At 70.1% G+C, this 17,942-nt stretch carries 16 protein-coding genes; 9 read left to right on the forward strand and 7 right to left on the reverse strand.

The genetic code is table 11. The features are described 5' to 3' along the window. Positions 1-4: 4 nt before the first annotated feature. Genes ACWC09_RS17690 through ACWC09_RS17705 form a run of 4 tightly spaced genes read left to right on the forward strand, consistent with a single transcriptional unit; the run spans position 5 to position 4,144 of the window. Positions 5-1,150, forward strand: coding sequence for an acyl-CoA dehydrogenase family protein (locus ACWC09_RS17690; RefSeq protein ID WP_450851445.1), 1,146 nt, complete (start codon positions 5-7; stop codon positions 1,148-1,150). 20 nt (positions 1,151-1,170) lie between these two features. Beyond that, the gene (locus tag ACWC09_RS17695; protein ID WP_450851446.1) at positions 1,171-2,748 is read left to right on the forward strand and encodes a 4-coumarate--CoA ligase family protein; all 1,578 of its coding nucleotides are present in this window, start codon (positions 1,171-1,173) and stop codon (positions 2,746-2,748) included. After that, positions 2,745-3,479, forward strand: coding sequence for an enoyl-CoA hydratase family protein (locus tag ACWC09_RS17700; protein WP_450851447.1), 735 nt, complete (start codon positions 2,745-2,747; stop codon positions 3,477-3,479). The genes ACWC09_RS17695 and ACWC09_RS17700 overlap by 4 nt, the downstream gene beginning before the upstream one ends. Beyond that, positions 3,467-4,144: a TetR/AcrR family transcriptional regulator gene (locus ACWC09_RS17705; protein WP_450851448.1), complete on the forward strand. Its 678-nt coding sequence runs from the start codon at positions 3,467-3,469 to the stop codon at positions 4,142-4,144. Before ACWC09_RS17700 ends, ACWC09_RS17705 begins: the two co-directional genes overlap by 13 nt. Here ACWC09_RS17705 and pdxH read toward each other — a convergent pair. Then, positions 4,134-4,820, reverse strand: a complete 687-nt coding sequence (pdxH, locus tag ACWC09_RS17710) for a pyridoxamine 5'-phosphate oxidase (protein ID WP_450851449.1) — start codon at positions 4,818-4,820, stop codon at positions 4,134-4,136. The genes ACWC09_RS17705 and pdxH overlap by 11 nt on opposite strands. A 269-nt stretch (positions 4,821-5,089) precedes the next feature. Between pdxH and ACWC09_RS17715 the strand changes: the two genes are divergently transcribed. Continuing rightward, the gene (locus tag ACWC09_RS17715) at positions 5,090-6,190 is read left to right on the forward strand and encodes a citrate synthase 2 (RefSeq protein ID WP_450851450.1); all 1,101 of its coding nucleotides are present in this window, start codon (positions 5,090-5,092) and stop codon (positions 6,188-6,190) included. 313 nt (positions 6,191-6,503) lie between these two features. Here ACWC09_RS17715 and iscB read toward each other — a convergent pair whose 3' ends face one another. Both iscB and ACWC09_RS17725 read right to left on the reverse strand, forming a co-directional pair. Further along, the gene (gene iscB, locus ACWC09_RS17720) at positions 6,504-7,946 is read right to left on the reverse strand and encodes an RNA-guided endonuclease IscB (RefSeq protein ID WP_450851451.1); all 1,443 of its coding nucleotides are present in this window, start codon (positions 7,944-7,946) and stop codon (positions 6,504-6,506) included. Positions 7,947-8,452: 506 nt separating this feature from the next. Beyond that, a complete protein-coding gene (locus ACWC09_RS17725) occupies positions 8,453-9,010 on the reverse strand; it encodes a DUF4240 domain-containing protein (protein WP_450851452.1) in 558 nt (185 codons plus the stop codon). 68 nt (positions 9,011-9,078) lie between these two features. On the opposite strand from ACWC09_RS17725, the gene ACWC09_RS17730 reads away from it, so the two are divergent. Together ACWC09_RS17730 and ACWC09_RS17735 are read left to right on the forward strand one after the other, a co-directional pair. Further along, positions 9,079-9,921, forward strand: coding sequence for a GNAT family N-acetyltransferase (locus ACWC09_RS17730; protein ID WP_450851453.1), 843 nt, complete (start codon positions 9,079-9,081; stop codon positions 9,919-9,921). Positions 9,922-9,999: 78 nt separating this feature from the next. Continuing rightward, complete coding sequence (locus ACWC09_RS17735) at positions 10,000-11,472, forward strand: PAS domain-containing protein (RefSeq protein WP_450851454.1); 1,473 nt, start codon at positions 10,000-10,002, stop codon at positions 11,470-11,472. 168 nt (positions 11,473-11,640) lie between these two features. Here ACWC09_RS17735 and ACWC09_RS17740 read toward each other — a convergent pair whose 3' ends face one another. After that, positions 11,641-12,396: an SIS domain-containing protein gene (locus tag ACWC09_RS17740; protein WP_450851455.1), complete on the reverse strand. Its 756-nt coding sequence runs from the start codon at positions 12,394-12,396 to the stop codon at positions 11,641-11,643. Positions 12,397-12,615: 219 nt separating this feature from the next. Here ACWC09_RS17740 and ACWC09_RS17745 point away from each other — a divergent pair, with 219 nt between their 5' ends. Together ACWC09_RS17745 and ACWC09_RS17750 are read left to right on the forward strand one after the other, a co-directional pair. Further along, positions 12,616-13,308, forward strand: coding sequence for a metal-dependent transcriptional regulator (locus ACWC09_RS17745; RefSeq protein ID WP_058924701.1), 693 nt, complete (start codon positions 12,616-12,618; stop codon positions 13,306-13,308). A 522-nt stretch (positions 13,309-13,830) separates the two neighbouring features. Then, positions 13,831-14,760 carry an alpha/beta fold hydrolase gene (locus ACWC09_RS17750; protein ID WP_450851456.1) on the forward strand — a complete coding sequence of 310 codons (930 nt, stop codon included), beginning with the start codon at positions 13,831-13,833 and terminating at the stop codon, positions 14,758-14,760. Positions 14,761-14,776: 16 nt separating this feature from the next. Here the strand turns inward: ACWC09_RS17750 and ACWC09_RS17755 are convergent, their stop codons facing one another. The 3 genes from ACWC09_RS17755 to ACWC09_RS17765 all read right to left on the reverse strand — a co-directional run bounded on the left by ACWC09_RS17755 (position 14,777) and on the right by ACWC09_RS17765 (position 17,882). After that, the gene (locus ACWC09_RS17755) at positions 14,777-16,372 is read right to left on the reverse strand and encodes a transporter (RefSeq protein ID WP_450851457.1); all 1,596 of its coding nucleotides are present in this window, start codon (positions 16,370-16,372) and stop codon (positions 14,777-14,779) included. After that, complete coding sequence (locus tag ACWC09_RS17760; RefSeq protein ID WP_450851458.1) at positions 16,369-17,139, reverse strand: ABC transporter ATP-binding protein; 771 nt, start codon at positions 17,137-17,139, stop codon at positions 16,369-16,371. The genes ACWC09_RS17755 and ACWC09_RS17760 overlap by 4 nt, the downstream gene beginning before the upstream one ends. Positions 17,140-17,228: 89 nt before the next feature. Beyond that, the gene (locus ACWC09_RS17765) at positions 17,229-17,882 is read right to left on the reverse strand and encodes a bifunctional DNA primase/polymerase (RefSeq protein ID WP_450851459.1); all 654 of its coding nucleotides are present in this window, start codon (positions 17,880-17,882) and stop codon (positions 17,229-17,231) included. Positions 17,883-17,942: the final 60 nt, after the last annotated feature.

Consider the following 17,942-nt stretch of genomic DNA (forward strand, 5'->3'; position numbering starts at 1 on the left):
CGCCATGTTGGAAACCGAGGAACACAAGGCCCTCCGTTCAGCCGTGTCCGCCCTCGGCAAACGCCATGGGCGCACCTACGACCGAGAAGCCCTCTGGTCCGAAGCGGCCAAGCTGGGCTATCTCGGTGTCAACCTGCCGGAGGCCTACGGCGGCGGGGGCGGCGGCATCTCCGAACTGTCCATCGTTCTAGAGGAGTTGGGCGCAGCCGGCTGCCCCCTGCTCATGATGGTCGTCTCCCCGGCCATCTGCGGCACGGTGATCGCCCGCTTCGGCACGGACGCCCAGAAACAGGAGTGGCTCCCCGGCTTGGCCGACGGCACCCGCACCATGGCCTTCGGCATCACCGAACCCGACGCCGGCTCCAACTCCCACCGCATCACCACCACGGCCCGCCGCGACCCGGACACCGGCGACTGGCTCCTCACCGGCCGCAAAGTCTTCATCTCCGGCGTCGACATAGCCGACGCGACCCTCATAGTCGGCCGCACCGAGACCGTGTCCGACAAAGAGGGCCGAACCGGCCACCTCAAGCCCTGCCTGTTCATCGTCCCCCGAGACACCCCCGGCTTCATCCGCCGCCAGATCGACATGGAACTCCAGGCCGTGGAGAAGCAGTTCGAGCTGACCCTGGACGACGTACGTCTCCCTTCCGAAGCCCTCGTCGGCGACGAGGACGCCGGTCTCCTCCAGCTCTTCGCCGGCCTCAACCCCGAACGCATCATGACGGCCGCCTTCGCGATCGGCATGGGCCGCTACGCCCTCGCGCAAGCGATCACATACGCCCGCGACCGCACCGTCTGGAACACCCCCATCGGCGCCCACCAGGCCATCGCCCACCCCCTCGCCCAGGCACACATCGACCTCGAACTGGCCCGCCTGATGATGCAGAAGGCCGCGGCCCTCTACGACCTCGGGGACGACGTCGGCGCGGGTGAGGCGGCGAACATGGCGAAGTACGCGGCGGGCGAGGCCTGCGTACGGGCCGTCGACCAGGCCGTGCACACCCTCGGCGGAAACGGTCTCACCCGGGAATTCGGGCTCGCCTCGTTGATAACGGCCGCGCGCGTGGCTCGTATTGCTCCGGTGAGCAGGGAGATGATTCTCAACTACGTCTCCCACCAGACCCTGGGCCTGCCCAAGTCGTACTAGGCCGCCGCCTTGGAGGAACGATGTTCCGCAGCGAGTACGCAGACGTCCTGCCCGTAGAACTCCCCATCCACGACGCGGTCCTCGGTCGGGCCGCCGAGTACGGTGACGTGCCCGCCCTGATCGACGGAGTCGACGGCACCACCCTCACCTACGAACAACTCGACCGTTTCCACCGCCGTATCGCCGCCGCGCTCGTGGAGGCAGGCGTGCGCAAGGGTGACGTACTGGCCTTGCACAGCCCGAACACCATCGCCTTTCCCACCGCCTTCTACGCGGCCACGCGCGCGGGTGCCTCCGTCACGACCGCGCACCCGCTGGCCACCGCCGAGGAGTTCGCCAAGCAGCTGAAGGACTCGGCGGCCCGTTGGATCGTCACCGTGTCGCCGCTCCTTCAGACCGCGCGCCGGGCGGCCGAACTCGCGGGCGGCGTCGAGGAGATCTTCGTCTGCGACAGCGCGCCGGGTCATCGGTCCCTCATCGACATGCTGGCCTCGGCCGCCCCCGAACCGGTGGTCGACATCGACCCGGCGAACGACGTCGCCGCCCTCCCGTACTCCTCCGGGACCACCGGCATCCCCAAGGGCGTGATGCTCACCCACCGCCAGATAGCCACCAATCTGGCCCAGCTCGAACCCCTCATGCCGAGCGGCCCCGGCGAGCGCATCCTCGCCGTCCTGCCCTTCTTCCACATCTACGGGCTCACGGCCCTGATGAACGCACCTCTGAGGCTCGGCGCCACCGTCGTCGTGCTGCCCCGCTTCGAGCTCGACAGCTTCCTCGCGGCCATCCAGAACCACCGCATCACCGGCCTGTACGTCGCCCCGCCGATCGTCCTGGCCCTCGCCAAGCACCCGGCGGTCGCCCACTACGACCTGTCGTCCCTGCAGTACATCCTCAGTGCCGCCGCCCCCCTGGACGCCGAACTCGCCGCCGCCTGCTCCCGGCGCCTGGGGCTGCCCCCGGTCGGCCAGGCCTACGGCATGACGGAACTCTCGCCGGGCACGCACGTGGTCCCCCGCACCGCCATGCGCGACGCCCCTCCCGGCACCGTCGGCAAGCTCATCGCCGGCTCCGAGATGCGCATCCTCTCCCTCGACGACCCCGACAAGGACCTCGGCGTCGGCGAGTCCGGCGAGATCGTCATCCGCGGCCCCCAGGTGATGAAGGGCTACCTGGGACGGCCGGACGCCACCGCCGCGATGATCGACGAGGACGGCTGGCTGCACACCGGGGACGTCGGCCATGTGGACGGCGACGGCTGGCTGTTCGTCGTGGACCGGGTGAAGGAACTCATCAAGTACAAGGGCTTCCAGGTGGCCCCGGCGGAACTGGAAGCGCTCCTGCTCACCCACCCGGGCATCGCGGACGCGGCCGTCATCGGCGTCTACAACGAGGACAACAACGAGGTCCCGCACGCCTACGTCGTCCGCCAGCCCACCGCCACCGACCTCTCCGAAGGTGAGGTCATGATGTACGTCGCCGAACGCGTCGCCCCCTACAAACGCGTCCGCCGGGTCACCTTCATCGACGATGTCCCCCGGGCCGCCTCGGGCAAGATCCTGCGCCGCGAACTGCGGGCGCTCAAGGAGGGCACATGACCTTGATCGGACGTACCCGCGCGCGCGGCGTCGAGACCCTCGGCCTCGACTCCCCGGCCAACCGCAACGCCCTCTCCGCCGCCCTGGTCGGCGAGTTGGCCGACGCGCTCGCGGACTGCGCCAAGGACACCGACGTACGCGCGATCGTCCTCACGCACACCGGAAACACGTTCTGCGCGGGCGCGGACCTGCGGGACCCGCCGCATCCGGACGGGCTGGTGCGGTTGCTGCGGCAGATCGTCGAACTGCGCAAACCGGTGGTGGCCCGGGTGACGGGTCACGTCAGGGCGGGCGGCCTGGGCCTGCTGGCGGCGTGCGACATGGCGGTGGCGTCACTGGAGGCGACCTTCGCCTTCACCGAGGTACGGATCGGAGTGGCCCCGGCCGTCATCTCGCTGCCGCTGCTGCCCCGCACGGACCCCCGCGCCCTCGCCCGCTACTACCTCACCGGAGAGCGCTTCGAGGCGCCCGAGGCGGCCCGCATCGGCCTGCTCACCGCCGCCGGCGACGACGTGGACGCCGTACTGGACCCCCTCCTCGACGGCCTGCGCCGGGCCGCCCCCGAGGCCCTGGCCGAGACGAAAGCGCTGCTCACGGCTAGGGTGCTGGAAGCCTTCGACCGGGACGCGGCCGACCTCACCGAGCTCTCGGCCCGTCTGTTCGCCTCCGAACAGGCCCGCGAAGGCATGACGGCCTTTCTGGAACGACGGGATCCCGCATGGGCGCTGTGAGCACGGTCGGCGACCGTGTGGAACGTACTCCCAAACAGGACCGCAGCCGAGCGACCCGGCAGCGCCTCCTGGAAGCCGCCGTGGCCTGTCTCGCCGAACACGGCTGGGCGGGCTCCACGGTCTCCGTCGTCGCCGAACGCGCCGGCGTCTCCCGGGGCGCCGCCCAACACCACTTCCCGACCCGCGAGGACCTGTTCACGGCGGCCGTCGAATACGTCGCCGAGGAGCGCTCCACGGCCATCCGCGCCCTGTTCCCCGAGGGCGCGGCCGCAGACGACCGCCGGGCGGTGATCTCCGCCCTGGTCGACCTCTACACGGGCCCCCTGTTCCGCGCGGCCCTCCACTTGTGGGTCGCCGCCTCCAACGAGGACCAACTCCGCCCCAGGGTCACCGAACTGGAGGCCCGCGTCGGCCGCGAGACCCACCGGATCGCCGTGGACCTGCTCGGCGCGGACGAGTCCCGGCCGGGGGTTCGGGAGACGGTCCAGGGACTGCTGGACATGGCGCGCGGGCTGGGCCTCGCCAACCTCCTCACCGACGACGGGGGGCGGCGGGAACGGGTGGTGGCACAGTGGGCGGAGATCCTGGAGGGGGCGCTGGAGGACGTCCGCTCCGGACCGGGGGACGGGCCGGCTCCGCACCCCGACCTCGCCGTCACGGACTGAGCCGCTCCACCCGCCAGCCCCCGTCCGGCTCCGCCACGTACCGCAGCCGGTCGTGGAGGCGGTTCTCCCGGCCCTGCCAGAACTCCACCGCCTGCGGGGCGACCCGGAAGCCGCCCCAGTTCGGCGGGGCCGGGACCTGCTCGCCCTCCGGGTAGCGGGCCTCCAGCTCCGCGTACGACGCGTCGAGTTCGGCGCGGGAGCGGATCACCGACGACTGGGCGCTCGCCCAGGCGCCGAGCTGGGAGCCGTGCGGGCGGGTGCGGAAGTAGGCGGCCGTCTCGTCGCGGCCCGTGCGGCGGGCGATACCGGTGACGATGACCTGACGGGCCACGGGGTGCCAGGGGAAGAGCAGCGAGACGTACGGGTTCTCGGCGAGCTCGCCGGCCTTGCGGGAGTCGTAGTTGGTGTAGAAGACGAAGCCCTGTTCGTCGAAGCCCTTCAGCAGTACGGTGCGGGAACTCGGCCGGCCCTCCGCGGTCGCCGTCGAGACGACCATGGCGTTCGGCTCGAAGAGGTGGGCCTCGATGGCGGCCTGCTCGAACCAGCGCGCGAACTGTGCCACCGGGGTGGCGGCCAGATCGGACTCGGCGAGCCCTTCGGCCCGGTACTGCTTGCGCATGGCGGCGGGCTTGAGGGGGACGGCGTCTCGGTCGGTCACGCGGTCATCTTGCCGCATGGACAGGTGCCCTTCGGTATGAAGTCGGTCATCATCTCGGCCATCATCGAAGAGTCAGTACATGGCACTCAGTGCCGCGCAGTCTCCCCAAAAGTGGCACTCGGGGATATCGTGCTGGTGCCGTTCCGGTTGAGTGACCAGCCGTACGGGGCATCACCAGGGTGGCCACCCAGGACCGCGAGTCGCACGACCGACCGCGGATCCGGCGGCCGAGCCGCCAAGCCACGTCTTCATAGGCACACGTCGTACACATCACTAGGAGCCGCCTGATGTCCGACTTCGTACCCGGACTCGAGGGAGTCGTCGCGTTCGAGACGGAGATCGCCGAACCGGACAAGGAGGGCGGCGCCCTTCGGTACCGGGGCGTCGACATCGAGGACCTGGTCGGTCACGTCTCGTTCGGCAATGTATGGGGGCTGCTGGTCGATGGCGCCTTCAACCCCGGCCTGCCGCCCGCCGAGCCGTTCCCGATCCCCGTGCACTCCGGCGACATCCGGGTGGACGTCCAGTCCGCGCTGGCCATGCTGGCGCCCGTCTGGGGCCTCAAACCGCTGCTCGACATCGACGCCGAGCAGGCCCGCGAGGACCTCGCCCGGGCCGCCGTCATGGCCCTCTCCTACGTCGCCCAGTCCGCGCGCGGACAGGGGCGGCCGATGGTCCCCCAGAGCGAGATCGACAAGGCGCAGTCCGTCGTCGAGCGGTTCATGATCCGCTGGCGGGGCGAGCCGGACCCGAAGCATGTCGCGGCCGTCGACGCGTACTGGACCTCCGCCGCCGAGCACGGCATGAACGCGTCCACCTTCACGGCCCGGGTGATCGCGTCGACCGGCGCGGACGTGGCGGCGGCGCTCTCCGGAGCCGTGGGAGCCATGTCCGGGCCGCTGCACGGCGGTGCCCCGTCCCGTGTCCTCGGCATGATCGAGGAGATCGAGCGGACCGGGGACGCCGAGGCGTACGTCAAGCAGGCCCTCGACAAGGGGGAGCGGCTGATGGGCTTCGGGCACCGGGTGTACCGCGCCGAGGACCCACGCGCGCGCGTGCTGCGCCGCACCGCGCGTGAACTGGGCGCGCCTCGCTTCGAGGTGGCCGAGGCGCTGGAGAAGGCGGCGCTGGCGGAGCTGCACGCGCGTCGGCCGGATCGGGTGCTGGCGACGAACGTCGAGTTCTGGGCGGCGATCGTGCTGGACTTCGCGGAGGTGCCGGCGCACATGTTCACGTCGATGTTCACGTGTGCGCGTACGGCGGGGTGGGCGGCGCACATTCTGGAGCAGAAGCGGACGGGGCGGTTGGTGCGGCCGTCTGCGCGGTATGTGGGGCCGGGGGTGCGGGCTCCGCAGGATATCGAGGGGTACGGCAGCATCGCCCATTGAGAGGGGTGGCGCGGGAGCGCGGGCGACTGCGGGCCGGTTGTGGCTGGTCGCGCAGTTCCCCGCGCCCCCACTCGGCGTTGATCACGCCGGAGCCGACAAGTGGTCAGGGCAGCGTCCCCACAAACGCAGACGACCCGCAAGCTCTGGGTCCCTCCGCCGAAACGGGGGAGCCGGCCGGACGTACCGGCGAGCTTGCGGGTCGGGTGACTGCTTGGGATTGGGCCGGCTGCACGGTTCTTTCCCGCGCTGGTCCGGCACCGCACTCGGTGTGGTGGCGAGCCGCTAGCCCGCAGTCACCTCACGCGTCCGGGTTTCACTCATTTACCCGATCACCTCCCTTCGGTGTGAGCCACACACTAGGAACCGTCCGACCACCGATCAACCGGTTTTTCGAGAAGTCGGGCGGCACGGGTTCTGGGCGAGTGCTGTACCCGTATCCGTCGCCCCGCTGGAGGAGCCGCAGATTCCAGTGGGAGACGTTGATTCGACCCCTGGGCGTGGTGAGGCTGTGCTGTCCCCTGGCTCGGACGGAGATGCGGCCGGTCCATGTGCCGACCCAGTTGCCGGTGGGCATGGTGGCCTGTACGAGATCGCCCGTCACGTATCCGAAGTGCTGCTTGGCGCGGGCACGCCGGAGCCGCGGGAATCCGTATCGGTCCGGGGTCGTGCGGGCGTAGGAACCACGTCCTGTGGCCTTGACGACGAGTACTCGGCTGGGGAAGCGCACCATCGCGTCGCCGCCCTCGTGGTCCAGGTGGCCGACGGACAGTGCGTCGAGGGTGTGGGTCTTCTCCAGGCCCGTGGAGCTGCGGTTCGACTTGGTGTGGGCACTCGTCCAGCCGTACACGGGCCTACCGAGAGTCGACAGCGCGCTCCGTAGTTGCCACCGGGTGGCGTTCATCGCTGCGGCGTCCTGAAGAGGCGCTCGGACTTGCTGGAGGACCTTTGCGAGGAGGTCGGGGCGGTCGGCGAGGAAAGCCTCGACGGGTGTGGTGCCCTTCGCCTTGTTGCAGGGGACGCAGGAGAGCACGAGGTTGGAGATACGGTTTGACCCGCCTTGACTACGAGGGCTGATGTGCTCGGCGTTGAGTGGTACGCCGGTGGCGCCGCAATAGGCGCACGCGCTGTTCCAAGTGGAGTGCAGGTAGGCGCGGGCGTCGGTACCGGCGAGCGTTCCTTGCGTGTACTCGAATCCGGACAGAGGTCTGCCCGTATTCATTGAGTGCGTGTCGAAGGCGGCGCTTTCCACATGGATCTCGGTGACGGGCGTATAGCGACACAGGCGCGCGGCTTGGGAGAAGACGGTGTCGACGTGATGGCGTAGAGAAGGCGGCAGCCATCCGGCCGAGCGGGTTCGGTTGCTGGAACGGGGTGAGCGGTAACGGCAGTTGGCTGAGCGTCGTCGGTGCCGGTATCCGGCGCGTTGTTGCATGCGCCGATGGATCTGATCACCACGGTGCTGGAGTTCGACCGAGACGAGGCCGCGGCGAACGGTGACGGTGACGCCGTCTCCGTTGACCTCCTTTTTCTCGTCGCTGAGGACGAGGCCGGTGCCTTTGGAACCGGGGTCGATGCGCAGTTGCAGGCCGTCGATTTCTGACTCTGCGAACGTGCGGTCCTTGAGCCGGATCGCGAAGGGAACCTGCCGTACGACCACGGCTCGTCCCTTGGCCAGGAGTTCCCGTGCACGGGCGGGGTGACAGGGCATGAGCGGCTGCCCTTCCTTGGAGAGTACGAAGACCCTGCTCGCGCCCACACCACCCGTGTACGTCTGTTCATGCGCAGGAGCGTCACCGCTCCCGTTCTCTGCCGCCCGCGCTGCCGTGGCAGCGTTCTTGGCGTGACGCCGACGGGGCCTGGTGCCGCGCCCGTCGGTCTCCCCTCGCCCATGTTCCCTGCCGGTGCCCCGCACGGTGGCGGGGTGTCCGTGGGCCGTTTCGTCCCTCCTCCCAGGGGTGTCTGCTCCCACGGATTCCAGAGCAGGCTGCTGAGGAAGCACAGCCTGGTGAGTCTGCTCGCCTGCAGGAAACGTAGTCATCGGGGCACCTCCCTGATCCTCGGATCGTGATGACTTGGGCTGGTCACTCGGCCTGGTCTCTCTTGATCGCAGGTTCCGGCCTGGGCTGGAGGAGCGAGTGACCTCCCTTCTCGTATATGCCGATCACGCTAGTGATCCACGTGGAGTGTGGGCGATCGAATCATCGGAATGCGCTCATTCGTGAGAAGAGGGCTGAATTGCCTCCCACGAGCCCGATCTTGCTGCTAGAGGAAGAGTGCGGCCAGCCGCGGCAGCCGTCCCAGCATCTCTTCCGGATCGTCGAAATCGAAGTCCTCGCCCATGTCGGTGTCGGGGGAGGGGAGATCAGGATGGTCGGTCTCGTACTGCTCCCAGGCTTCGTAGAAGCTGTCCGCGTCGCCGGTGATGGCTTCGTAGGCCTCGGCGGCGCTGTAGTTGACCTCCTCGTAAAAGATCGCGCGGTTGTCGAGGTCGGCTGCTGCCGCCATGACCTCGGGGTGGTTGGCGAGGCTGTCGGGTATGGCGGCTGCGCGCTCGTACCAGTCACGTCCCTCGGCGATCGGCCCGGCGCGGAAGTCCATGAAGCTGTCGTCGGAGCAGCCGCCGCCGATGAGGTAGGCGGCGGCCCAGATGTCCCAGCGGTAGAGGGCGTCGTGCAGGGCGTCGAAGCGTTCCTCGTACTCCAGGATCTCCTGGCGGGAGCGGCAGGCAAGCAAGGCGACCAGTGCCTGGTCGAAAGGCAGGTCGGCCGTTGTACGGGAGCGGGCCGTCTCGATGAGGTGCCAGAAGCCGTCGGTGTTCATGGCAGGGAACTGTGGCAGCAGGCACTGACAACGCGGTCTGGACCGGTGTCTCGATTAGCGTTCTGTGCATGACAGAGCAGCAGGTGGAGCGGCGGGCGATTCTCGGTGGTTCGACCTTCGAGGAGCGGATCGGGTATGCGCGGGCCGTGGTCGACGGGGACTGGGTGCATGTGTCGGGGACCACGGGGTTCGACTATGCGGAGATGACCATTTCCGGGGATGTGGTCGAGCAGGCCGAGCAGTGTCTGCGGAACGTCGGGGCGGCGCTCGCCGAGGCGGGGTGTGGGTTCGGGGATGTCGTGCGGGTGCGGTATCTGGTGCCTGAGCGGGGGGACTTCGAGCCTTGTTGGCCGGTGTTGCGGCGGGTGTTCGGGGAGGTGCGGCCGGCGGCGACCATGATGGTGTGCGGGCTGGCCGATCCTCGGATGAAGATCGAGATCGAGGTGTATGCGCGGCGGCGGGGAAGGCAGGGGCTGCGGATCGAGGCCGTGCACGGGGAGGACATGCTGGAGGAGTGGCGGTATGTCCACAATGTGGTGGTGCCGGCTGCCGCCATGTCGCTCGACGAGGCTCGGGAGCGGCTCGGCCGGTATCGGCTGGAGAACGCCTACCTGGGGGATGTGCTGGTGGGGTGTTCGACCGTGCGGCCGCCGGGAGGAGAGGGGGCCGTCGCGACCGTCATCGCGCGTGTGTTGCCGGAGTTTCGGCGGCGGGGGTTCGGGGGTGCCCTGTACGAGCGGGGGCTCACGCACGCGCGTGTGCTGGGGGCCGAGGGCATCGAGACCTGTGTACTGGCGGCCAATGAGGACGGGCTGCGGGCGGCCGAGAAATGGGGGTTTGTCGAGGTCGAGCGGTATGTGCTCGACGGTGAGAGCGATCTTTGGATTGATCTTCGGCTGGGAGTGGGCTGATCCTGGGACGGAGGCGGCTTACAACGATTCCTTCAATCTTGTGGGAACTCGGTGTGTGCTGCGTCACGTTCCAGTTAGATGATTGCGAGTGAGCGACGGCGCGCCGTACGTGCGGACGCAGCTTGGCAGGGGGTCCAGGTGAGTGCTTCTCGGCGTAGTGGGACCACCGACGAGCTGGGGCCGGAGGAGCCCGAGAGGGCCGGCCCCGTGGGTCCTGACGGCTCGGATCTGCTGGCCGCGCTGCTGGACGGGATGGACGCGGCGCTGTGCGCGTTCGACGCGGGCGGCGTCGTCACCCATTGGAACCGTGAGGCCGAGCGGATTCTGGGGTGGACCGCGGCCGAGGCGGTGGGGCGGCACGGGTTCGCGGGGTGGGCCGTGCGCAAGGCCGACGCCGAGGAGGTCGAGGGGCGGCTGATGTCCGCCATGGAGGCGCCCGGGCGGCAGGTGCATGAGTTCGCTCTGCTGACCAAGGACGGCGGGCGCGTGCTCGTACGGACGCAGTCGGCGGCTGTGCGGGGGCCTGATGGGAAGCCTGCCGGGGTGTACTGCGCCTTCAGCGAGGTGCATGCGCAGATCGATCTCGAGCGGTCCATCGCCCTGAGCGAGGCGTTGTTCGAGGACGCGAGCTGGGGTGTCGTACTGGTCGACGCCGATCTGCGGCCCGCTGTGGTGAACGCGCATGCGGCGCGGTCGTTGGGCATCGGGCGTACGTCCGCGCTGGGGCGGCCGCTCGGGGAGCTTCTCGCCCAGGGTGTGGAGGAGCTGGAGAGCGCGCTCACGCATGTGCTGGCGGAGGGGGCACCGCCCGCGCCCGCCGAGATCTGGGTGAGTGTGCGGACGCCGGAGGGGGAGCAGCGGCGGTGCTGGCGGTGCGGTTTCGTACGGCTGGCCTCTCCGCTCGCTGAGGAGCCGGTGCCATTGGGTGTCGGGTGGCTCTTCCAGGACGTCACCGAGGGCAAGCAGGGGGAGCAGGAGGCGTCGCTGCTGCGGTTCCGGACGAATCAGCTGCACCGGGCGGCCCGGGCGGCGGGCGAGTGCGAGGACCCGGGGGAGGCGGCGACGATTCATCTGGACTTCGCGCTGGCCGGGTTCGCCGATCATGCGTTGATCGACCGGGTCGCGGGGGGTGCGACGGTCGGGGACGGGGAGTTCGAGGGGCCCGTGCGGCTGGTGCGGGTCGCGGCCACGCCGTCCGGGGCGCCGGGGCCGAGCCTGCTGACGGGGGCGGCGGGGTTGCCCGTGCGGTACGGACAGGGGCATCCGGCGTTGCAGTGCGTGGAGCGGGCCGGGTCGGTGCGGGCGAGTGTGGGGGCGGTCGGGGGTGAGGCCGCGCGGGAGTGGGCGCTGGCTCGGCAGTGGCCCGCCGATGTGGTGCACGCGCTGTGTGCGGTGTTGCGGAGTCGGGGGCGGACGCTGGGGGTCGTGACGTTTCTGCGTGGGGGCGGGCGCAGTCAGTTCGAGCGGGCCGACGCGGTGTACGCGGAGGACGTGGCGGTGCGGATCGCGGCGGCGTTGGATCTGGCGGGGGTGCTGGGGCGGGACCGCTGAGGTCCGTCGGCAGGGGGCTGCGGATGATTGCCGCTGAGGTCGGTCGTGCGGGTGCCGGCGGCTGTCACTGAGGTCTGTCGGACGGGTGATGGCGATGGCGGTCACTGCTGAAGTCCGCCGGGCGGCTGCCGCCGGCCACCGCTGAGGTCCGTCGGACGCAGTTGCCGGCTACCGCTGGTAGAAGATCCGGTCTCCGTACTCCTCGAACACGCGGGCGTTCCACTCGTGGCCGCCGTCGACGTTGCCGGAGCGCAGCAGCGGGGGTTCGATGCCGCGGTCGGCGAGGGTGGCCGCGGTGGTGGCCAGGACCGACTGGAGCAGGGCGCTGGTGACGACCGTGGAGGCGGGCGCGAAGGGCGCCGGGATGGTGTCGAGGGTCAGCTCGGCGTCCCCGATGGCGATCTTCGAGTCGAGTACGACGTCGCAGTGGTCCCTGAGGAACGTGCCGGAGGCATTCCGGGCCGTGGTCTGGGCGGCGTATGCCACGGACGTCACGCCGATGACGTTGACGCCTCGCCGGCGGGCTTCGACGGCCATCTCGACGGGCAGGGCGTTGCGGCCGGAGAGGGAGATGATCACGAGGGTGTCGCCGGCCCGGAGCGGGGAGGTGTCGAGGACGGCGGTGGCGAGGCCGTCGACGCGTTCGAGGCGGGAGCCGAGGGTGGCGGGCATCACGTCGACGCCGACGAGACCGGGGGCGGCGAGCAGGTTCATCAGGGCGAGGCCGCCCGCCCGGTAGACGACGTCCTGCGCGGCGAGCGAGGAGTGTCCGGCGCCGAAGGCGAAGAGGCGGCCGCCGGCGGCGACGGTGTCGGCGAGCAGCGTGCCGGCCGCCGCGATGGTCTCCGCCTCCTCGTCCCGGACCCGCTGCAGCAGGCCGATCGCGGCGTCGAAGAACTGGTCGGCCGGTGTGCCGTCGCTCATGCGGGTCCCTCCGGGACGGAACGGGTTCGGGATCTGTGCCGCGGATCACCGTGCGGTCTGGACCAGTGCCGTGTCAATACGGGTGTCGGACGGGCCGTAACCCAGTGGTTTCAACGGCGCGGCACGGTTGTCAGTGGTATGCGTCAGAATTGAATCCAGGGCCAGCGCACGCGCCGGGAAGCTGTTCGTGCTTCCGGCACATCTCATCGAGGGGCACGTATGTCCGGACTGATCGACACCACGGAGATGTATCTCCGCACCATCCTCGAGCTGGAGGAGGAAGGTGTGGTCCCCATGCGCGCCCGGATCGCGGAGCGTCTCGACCAGAGCGGGCCGACCGTCAGCCAGACGGTGGCGCGGATGGAGCGGGACGGTCTGGTCGCGGTGGCCGCCGACCGGCACCTGGAGCTGACGGACGAGGGCCGCCGGCTGGCCACGCGCGTGATGCGCAAGCACCGGCTCGCCGAGTGTCTGCTGGTCGATGTGATCGGCCTGGAGTGGGAGCAGGTGCACGCGGAGGCGTGCCGCTGGGAGCACGTGATGAGCGAGGCCGTGGAGCGGCGTGTGCTGGAGCTGCTGCGCCACCCGACCGAGTCGCCGTACGGCAACCCGATCCCGGGCCTGGAGGAGCTGGGCGAGAAGGACGGCGCGGACCCGTTCCTGGACGAGGGCATGGTGTCGCTCGCGGACCTGGACCCGGGCGCCGACGGCAAGACGGTGGTCGTGCGCCGGATCGGCGAGCCCATCCAGACGGACGCGCAGCTGATGTACACGCTGCGCCGCGCGGGCGTGCAACCCGGTTCGGTGGTGAGCGTGACGGAGTCGGCGGGCGGTGTGCTGGTCGGCAGTGGCGGCGAGGCGGCCGAGCTGGAGGCGGATGTGGCCTCCCACGTGTTCGTCGCCAAGCGCTGACAGGACCGGGTCGGGCGCCCCGCTGCCGGTACGGCCGTCAACTGCGGGGGCGCAGGTGGCGGTTGGGGCGCTTTGTCGATCTCTGGGGATCGAAGATTCTGTGCGTCGAATTGCAGCGCTCGGACGCATCGCGTGCGACGCTTGCGCGTGAGGCATATGACCGGAGGGGGCGGGAGGATGTGCCGCAGACGTGTGGATGGCCCCGGCGCCTTGCGGCGCCGGGGCCTGTCCTCCCCTGTGCTGACCCGGAGCCCCGAGCTCTCAGGGTCATTCCCCTCGGACCGGTTTCCCCGAGCGGTCCGCCTCCCGCTGAAGATCTCCCCTCAGTTGCGGCGATCATTCCTTGATCGAGGTCACTCGAACGAGGGGTGTTGTCCGCAGAAGCGGTATTTTCGAATACCCATTCGATAGTCTGCGGGTGACGGGGGGTCTCCGAGAGTGACGGGGGACGCGGAATCTGCGCTGCTTCAGGAGTGAGTGCACGGCAACGGCTGGACGCTGAGCTAGGGGGGTGCCAGGACCATGGCGCGACGCATCGACGTGACCGGGGCGGGTGGCGTACGCCTCGCGGCCTGGGAGTTCGGGGACCCTCCCAAGACGGACCCGGCGAAAAGTGTGGCGGAATCCGTGATTCCGCCGCAGTTCTCCGGAGCGCAGGTCGAGCATGCAGGGATCGAGCACGCCCCCGGAGTCCTGTTACTGCACGGCCTGATGGGCCGCGCCTCGCACTGGGCCTCCACCGCCCGCTGGCTCTCCGAGCGGCACCGCGCCGTCGCACTCGACCAGCGCGGCCACGGCCAGAGCGACAAGCCTCCGCAGGCCTCCTTCACCCGTGAGGCGTACGTCGAGGACGCGGAGGCCGCCCTCGAAGGGCTCGGCCTCGCCCCGACCGTCCTCATCGGCCACGCCATGGGCGCCCTGACGGCCTGGCAGCTCGCCGCGAAACGCCCCGACCTGGTGCGCGGCGTCATCATCTGCGACATGCGGGCCTCCGCACTCGGCGCCGCCTCGCAGCGCGAGTGGGCCGACTGGTTCAAGGCCTGGCCCGTCCCCTTCGCCACCCTGGCCGACGTACGGAAGTGGTTCGGCGAGGACGACCCGTGGGTGGAGCGGCCCAATCCGACGCGTGGGGAGTTCTACGCCGAGGTGATGCACGAGTGCGCCGACGGCTGGCGGCCGGTGTTCGACCCCGACCAGATGCTGAAGTCCCGCGAGACCTGGGTGTACGACGCGCACTGGGAGGAGCTGGCGCAGGTGCAGTGCCCGGCGCTGGTGGTGCGGGGCCTTGACGGCGAACTCGGGCGGGCGGAGGCCCAGGAGATGGTGCGGGTGCTGCCGAGGGGGGAGTACGCCGAGGTCGCCGACGCCGGACACCTGGTCCACTACGACCAGCCGGAGGCGTGGAGGTCGGCGATCGAGCCGTTCCTCGACGCCGTGCTCAGCACCCCCTAGGGCCTGGCCCCGGCCGTCACCCCTTGCTCACCGCCGCCAGGATCTCCGGCAGGCGGGCCGCGGTGCGCGGCGCCGCCAGGCGCAGTCCCGCCCAGGTGATCGCCGCCCCGTAGGCCGACCCCACCGGCAGCAGCACCCACCCCCACGCGTCGCCGCCCTGCGCCACGTTCACCAAGATCGTGGCGGCGATGACCGGGGCGGACAGCAGGGCCGCCGAGACCATGCCGCCGAAGATGGAGATCCAGGCGAGGCCGGTCTGGCCGGGGGCCACGTTCTTGTAGCCCTCCTGCGGGATGGAGTACGGGAAGCGGGCCGATGTCCAGGCGCCGGTGGCCAGCATCGCGCCGAGGAGCGCGAAGGAGAGGCCGAGCACCTCGGGGAGACGGGCCCACTCGCCGAGCATCGCCGTGGTCAGGACGGTCACCACAGTGGCGTACGGCAGGGTGATCACCAGCAATGCCAGTGCCCGGCCCCGCAGTTCGACGTAGGCGTCGTGCCCGGACGAGATGGTCGTGGCGACCATCCAGAACGCGGACGTGTCCTGCCCGAACTGGTTGTACATCTGGATGCCGAGCATCCCGGCGGCGAAGCACGCGAAGTAGATGGAGCCGGTGCCCTGCAGCGCGTTGAAGACGGGCACGATCAGACCGATGGCCAGCGAAGTCACCCACGCCGCCTTGGTCTTGGGGTCGCGCCACACATACCGCAGGCTGCGCTCCATGACGGTGCCGGTACGGCCGGCGGGCAGCAGCCGGGTCAGGCCGGAGGCGCTGCGCTCGCGGGCGGCGCTGTCGCCGGCGGCCTGGAGGGTCGACCCGTCGGGCGAGGTCATCAACCGGGTCAGATGACGCGACCATACGGCGATCAGCGCCACCAACGCGCCCGCGCTCAGCGCCAGTTGGAGGGCCGCGACCCCGTACGAGCCCTCGCTCACCGAATCCACCGCCCCGATCGCCGAAGCCGGTGGCACCCACCTCACCACGTCCCCCACCGGCTGCAACTGCGCCAGCCCGCTCGAACCCAGCCGCTGCGCTCCGAAGTTGACCAGCTGCACGCCGATCGCGATGACGAGCCCGCTCAGCACCGCCAGATCGCGGCCCTTGCGACTGGTCAGCAGCCGGATGTTGGCGGCGGCGACGGCCCGTGCGAGGGCCACGCACACCAGCAGCGCGAGCACGACGGCGACGACCGCGACGACGTAGGACGCACCGCCGTGCGCGACCGTGATCACCGAGCCGGTCAGCAGGAGCAGCGTGAACAGCGGGCCGATGCCGACGAGCGAGGCCACCAGCAACGCCCGTACCAGAGGCCGGGGTCGCAGCGGCAGCATCACCAGGCGGGTCGGGTCGAGGGTCTCGTCGCCGCCCGGGAAGAACAGCGGCATCACCGCCCAGCCCAGCGCCAGTACGGCCACCAGCAGGACGACCACCGACTCGGCGTGCGCATGCCCGCGCAGCGCGACCAGCCCGAGCAACTGCAACGCCCCGAACAGCAGCACGACGACGGCGGAGGCGACGTAGGCGGCCCGCCGTCCCCCCGACTGCCGCAGCCCGTTCCTGAGCAGCGAAAGCTTCAGTCGTACGACGACGGAGGTGAGCTCGGCGGCCGTCATCGTGCGCCGCCGCCCAGCCAGTCCAGGTCCGAACCGGCGTCGCGCCCGCCGGCACCGACGAGTTCGAGGAACGCCTTCTGCAGCGAGGGGGCGTCGCCGCGGACCTCGGCGAGGGTGCCGTGGGCGCGGATACGGCCGGCGGCCATCACGGCCACCCAGTCGCACAGGGACTCGACCAGCTCCATGACATGGGAGGAGAAGACGACGGTGGCACCGGATGCCGTGTACCGCTCCAGCACGCCCCTGATGGTCTGCGCGGACACCGGGTCGACACCCTCGAACGGCTCGTCCAGGAACAGCACTTCGGGGTTGTGCAGCAGCGCCGCCGCGAGCCCGATCTTCTTGCGCATACCGGTCGAGTAGTCGACGACGAGCTTGTGCTGGGCGCCGGCCAGGTCGAGCACGTCGAGCAACTGGGCCGCCCGCTTGTCCACCTCACCACCGGGCAGCCCCCGCAACCGCCCGCTGTACCCGAGCAGCTCCCGCCCGGACAGCCGCTCGAAGAGCCGGAGCCCTTCCGGGAGGACACCGATCCGAGCCTTCACCTCGACGGGGTCCCGCCAGACGTCATGCCCGACGACCTCGACGGAACCCTGATCGGGCCGCAACAGCCCAGTGATCATGGAGAGGGTCGTGGTCTTCCCGGCTCCATTGGGCCCGACGAGTCCGATGAACTTCCCGGCGGGCAGTTCCAGATCGATCCCGGCAACGGCAATCTGCTGCCCGAACCGCTTCCAGAGCCCGCGAACACTTACAGCCGACGTCATGGATGCCAACCTAGGGGCGCGGGACTGTTTTCGATATGCCGCTCCGCCGCGTGGGCGCGACCAGCCACATACGACCCGCAGGCGCGAGACTAGCGATCGCGACCACACGCGTATGCCAGCGGCGAGATCAACTCCTCGCAGTCCGGAAGCCAACGGTTGGCCGGTGTCGGGCGACAGGCCCACTGAACGGCACCACGCGATCCGTACCGCGTAGGCGGCGCGGCCACATAGCTGCCTTCGCCAAGTGCCGTGAGATCGAGTGACGACGGTGACCAACCGAGGTTCCTGACGAGGTCGGGAAGCTTCGCAGCGGCACCGGGAAGTACGAAGAACTGCATGCGTCGATCCGGAGCGAGGGTCACCGGGCCGAGCGCGAGTTCCATCCGTTCCATACGTGCCAGCGCCAGGAACCCCGCGGTCTCCGGCACGTCGATCGCGTCGAAGGTACGTCCTGTCGGCAACAGAATCGAGGCCCCCGGCTGCTTCTGCCACATCCGGCGAGCAACCGTCGCGCTCCCGGTGGCCTGCGTCGCCCAGTCCTCCCGCGCCGGGTGCGCCCCCGGCGCGCCACACGCCGCGTCGTCGCACGAGCAGCGCTGCACCCCGCCGACGGCTTCCAGCCAGACCCCGGGGAAGACGTCCCAGTGGCGCTCCTCGGCGTAGCGTACGGCGGTCTCCAGCAGCGATTCGCCGCGCTGCTTCGGAATCTGAGCGGCTTCGGTGCCCGCGATCGTCTCTTCCACGATGAACTCAACTCCCGCACCCACCTGGAGTTACGGGGGTAACGCGCGCGGGGGAGGGGC

It is taken from the genome of Streptomyces sp. NPDC001617 (genome assembly GCF_053596855.1).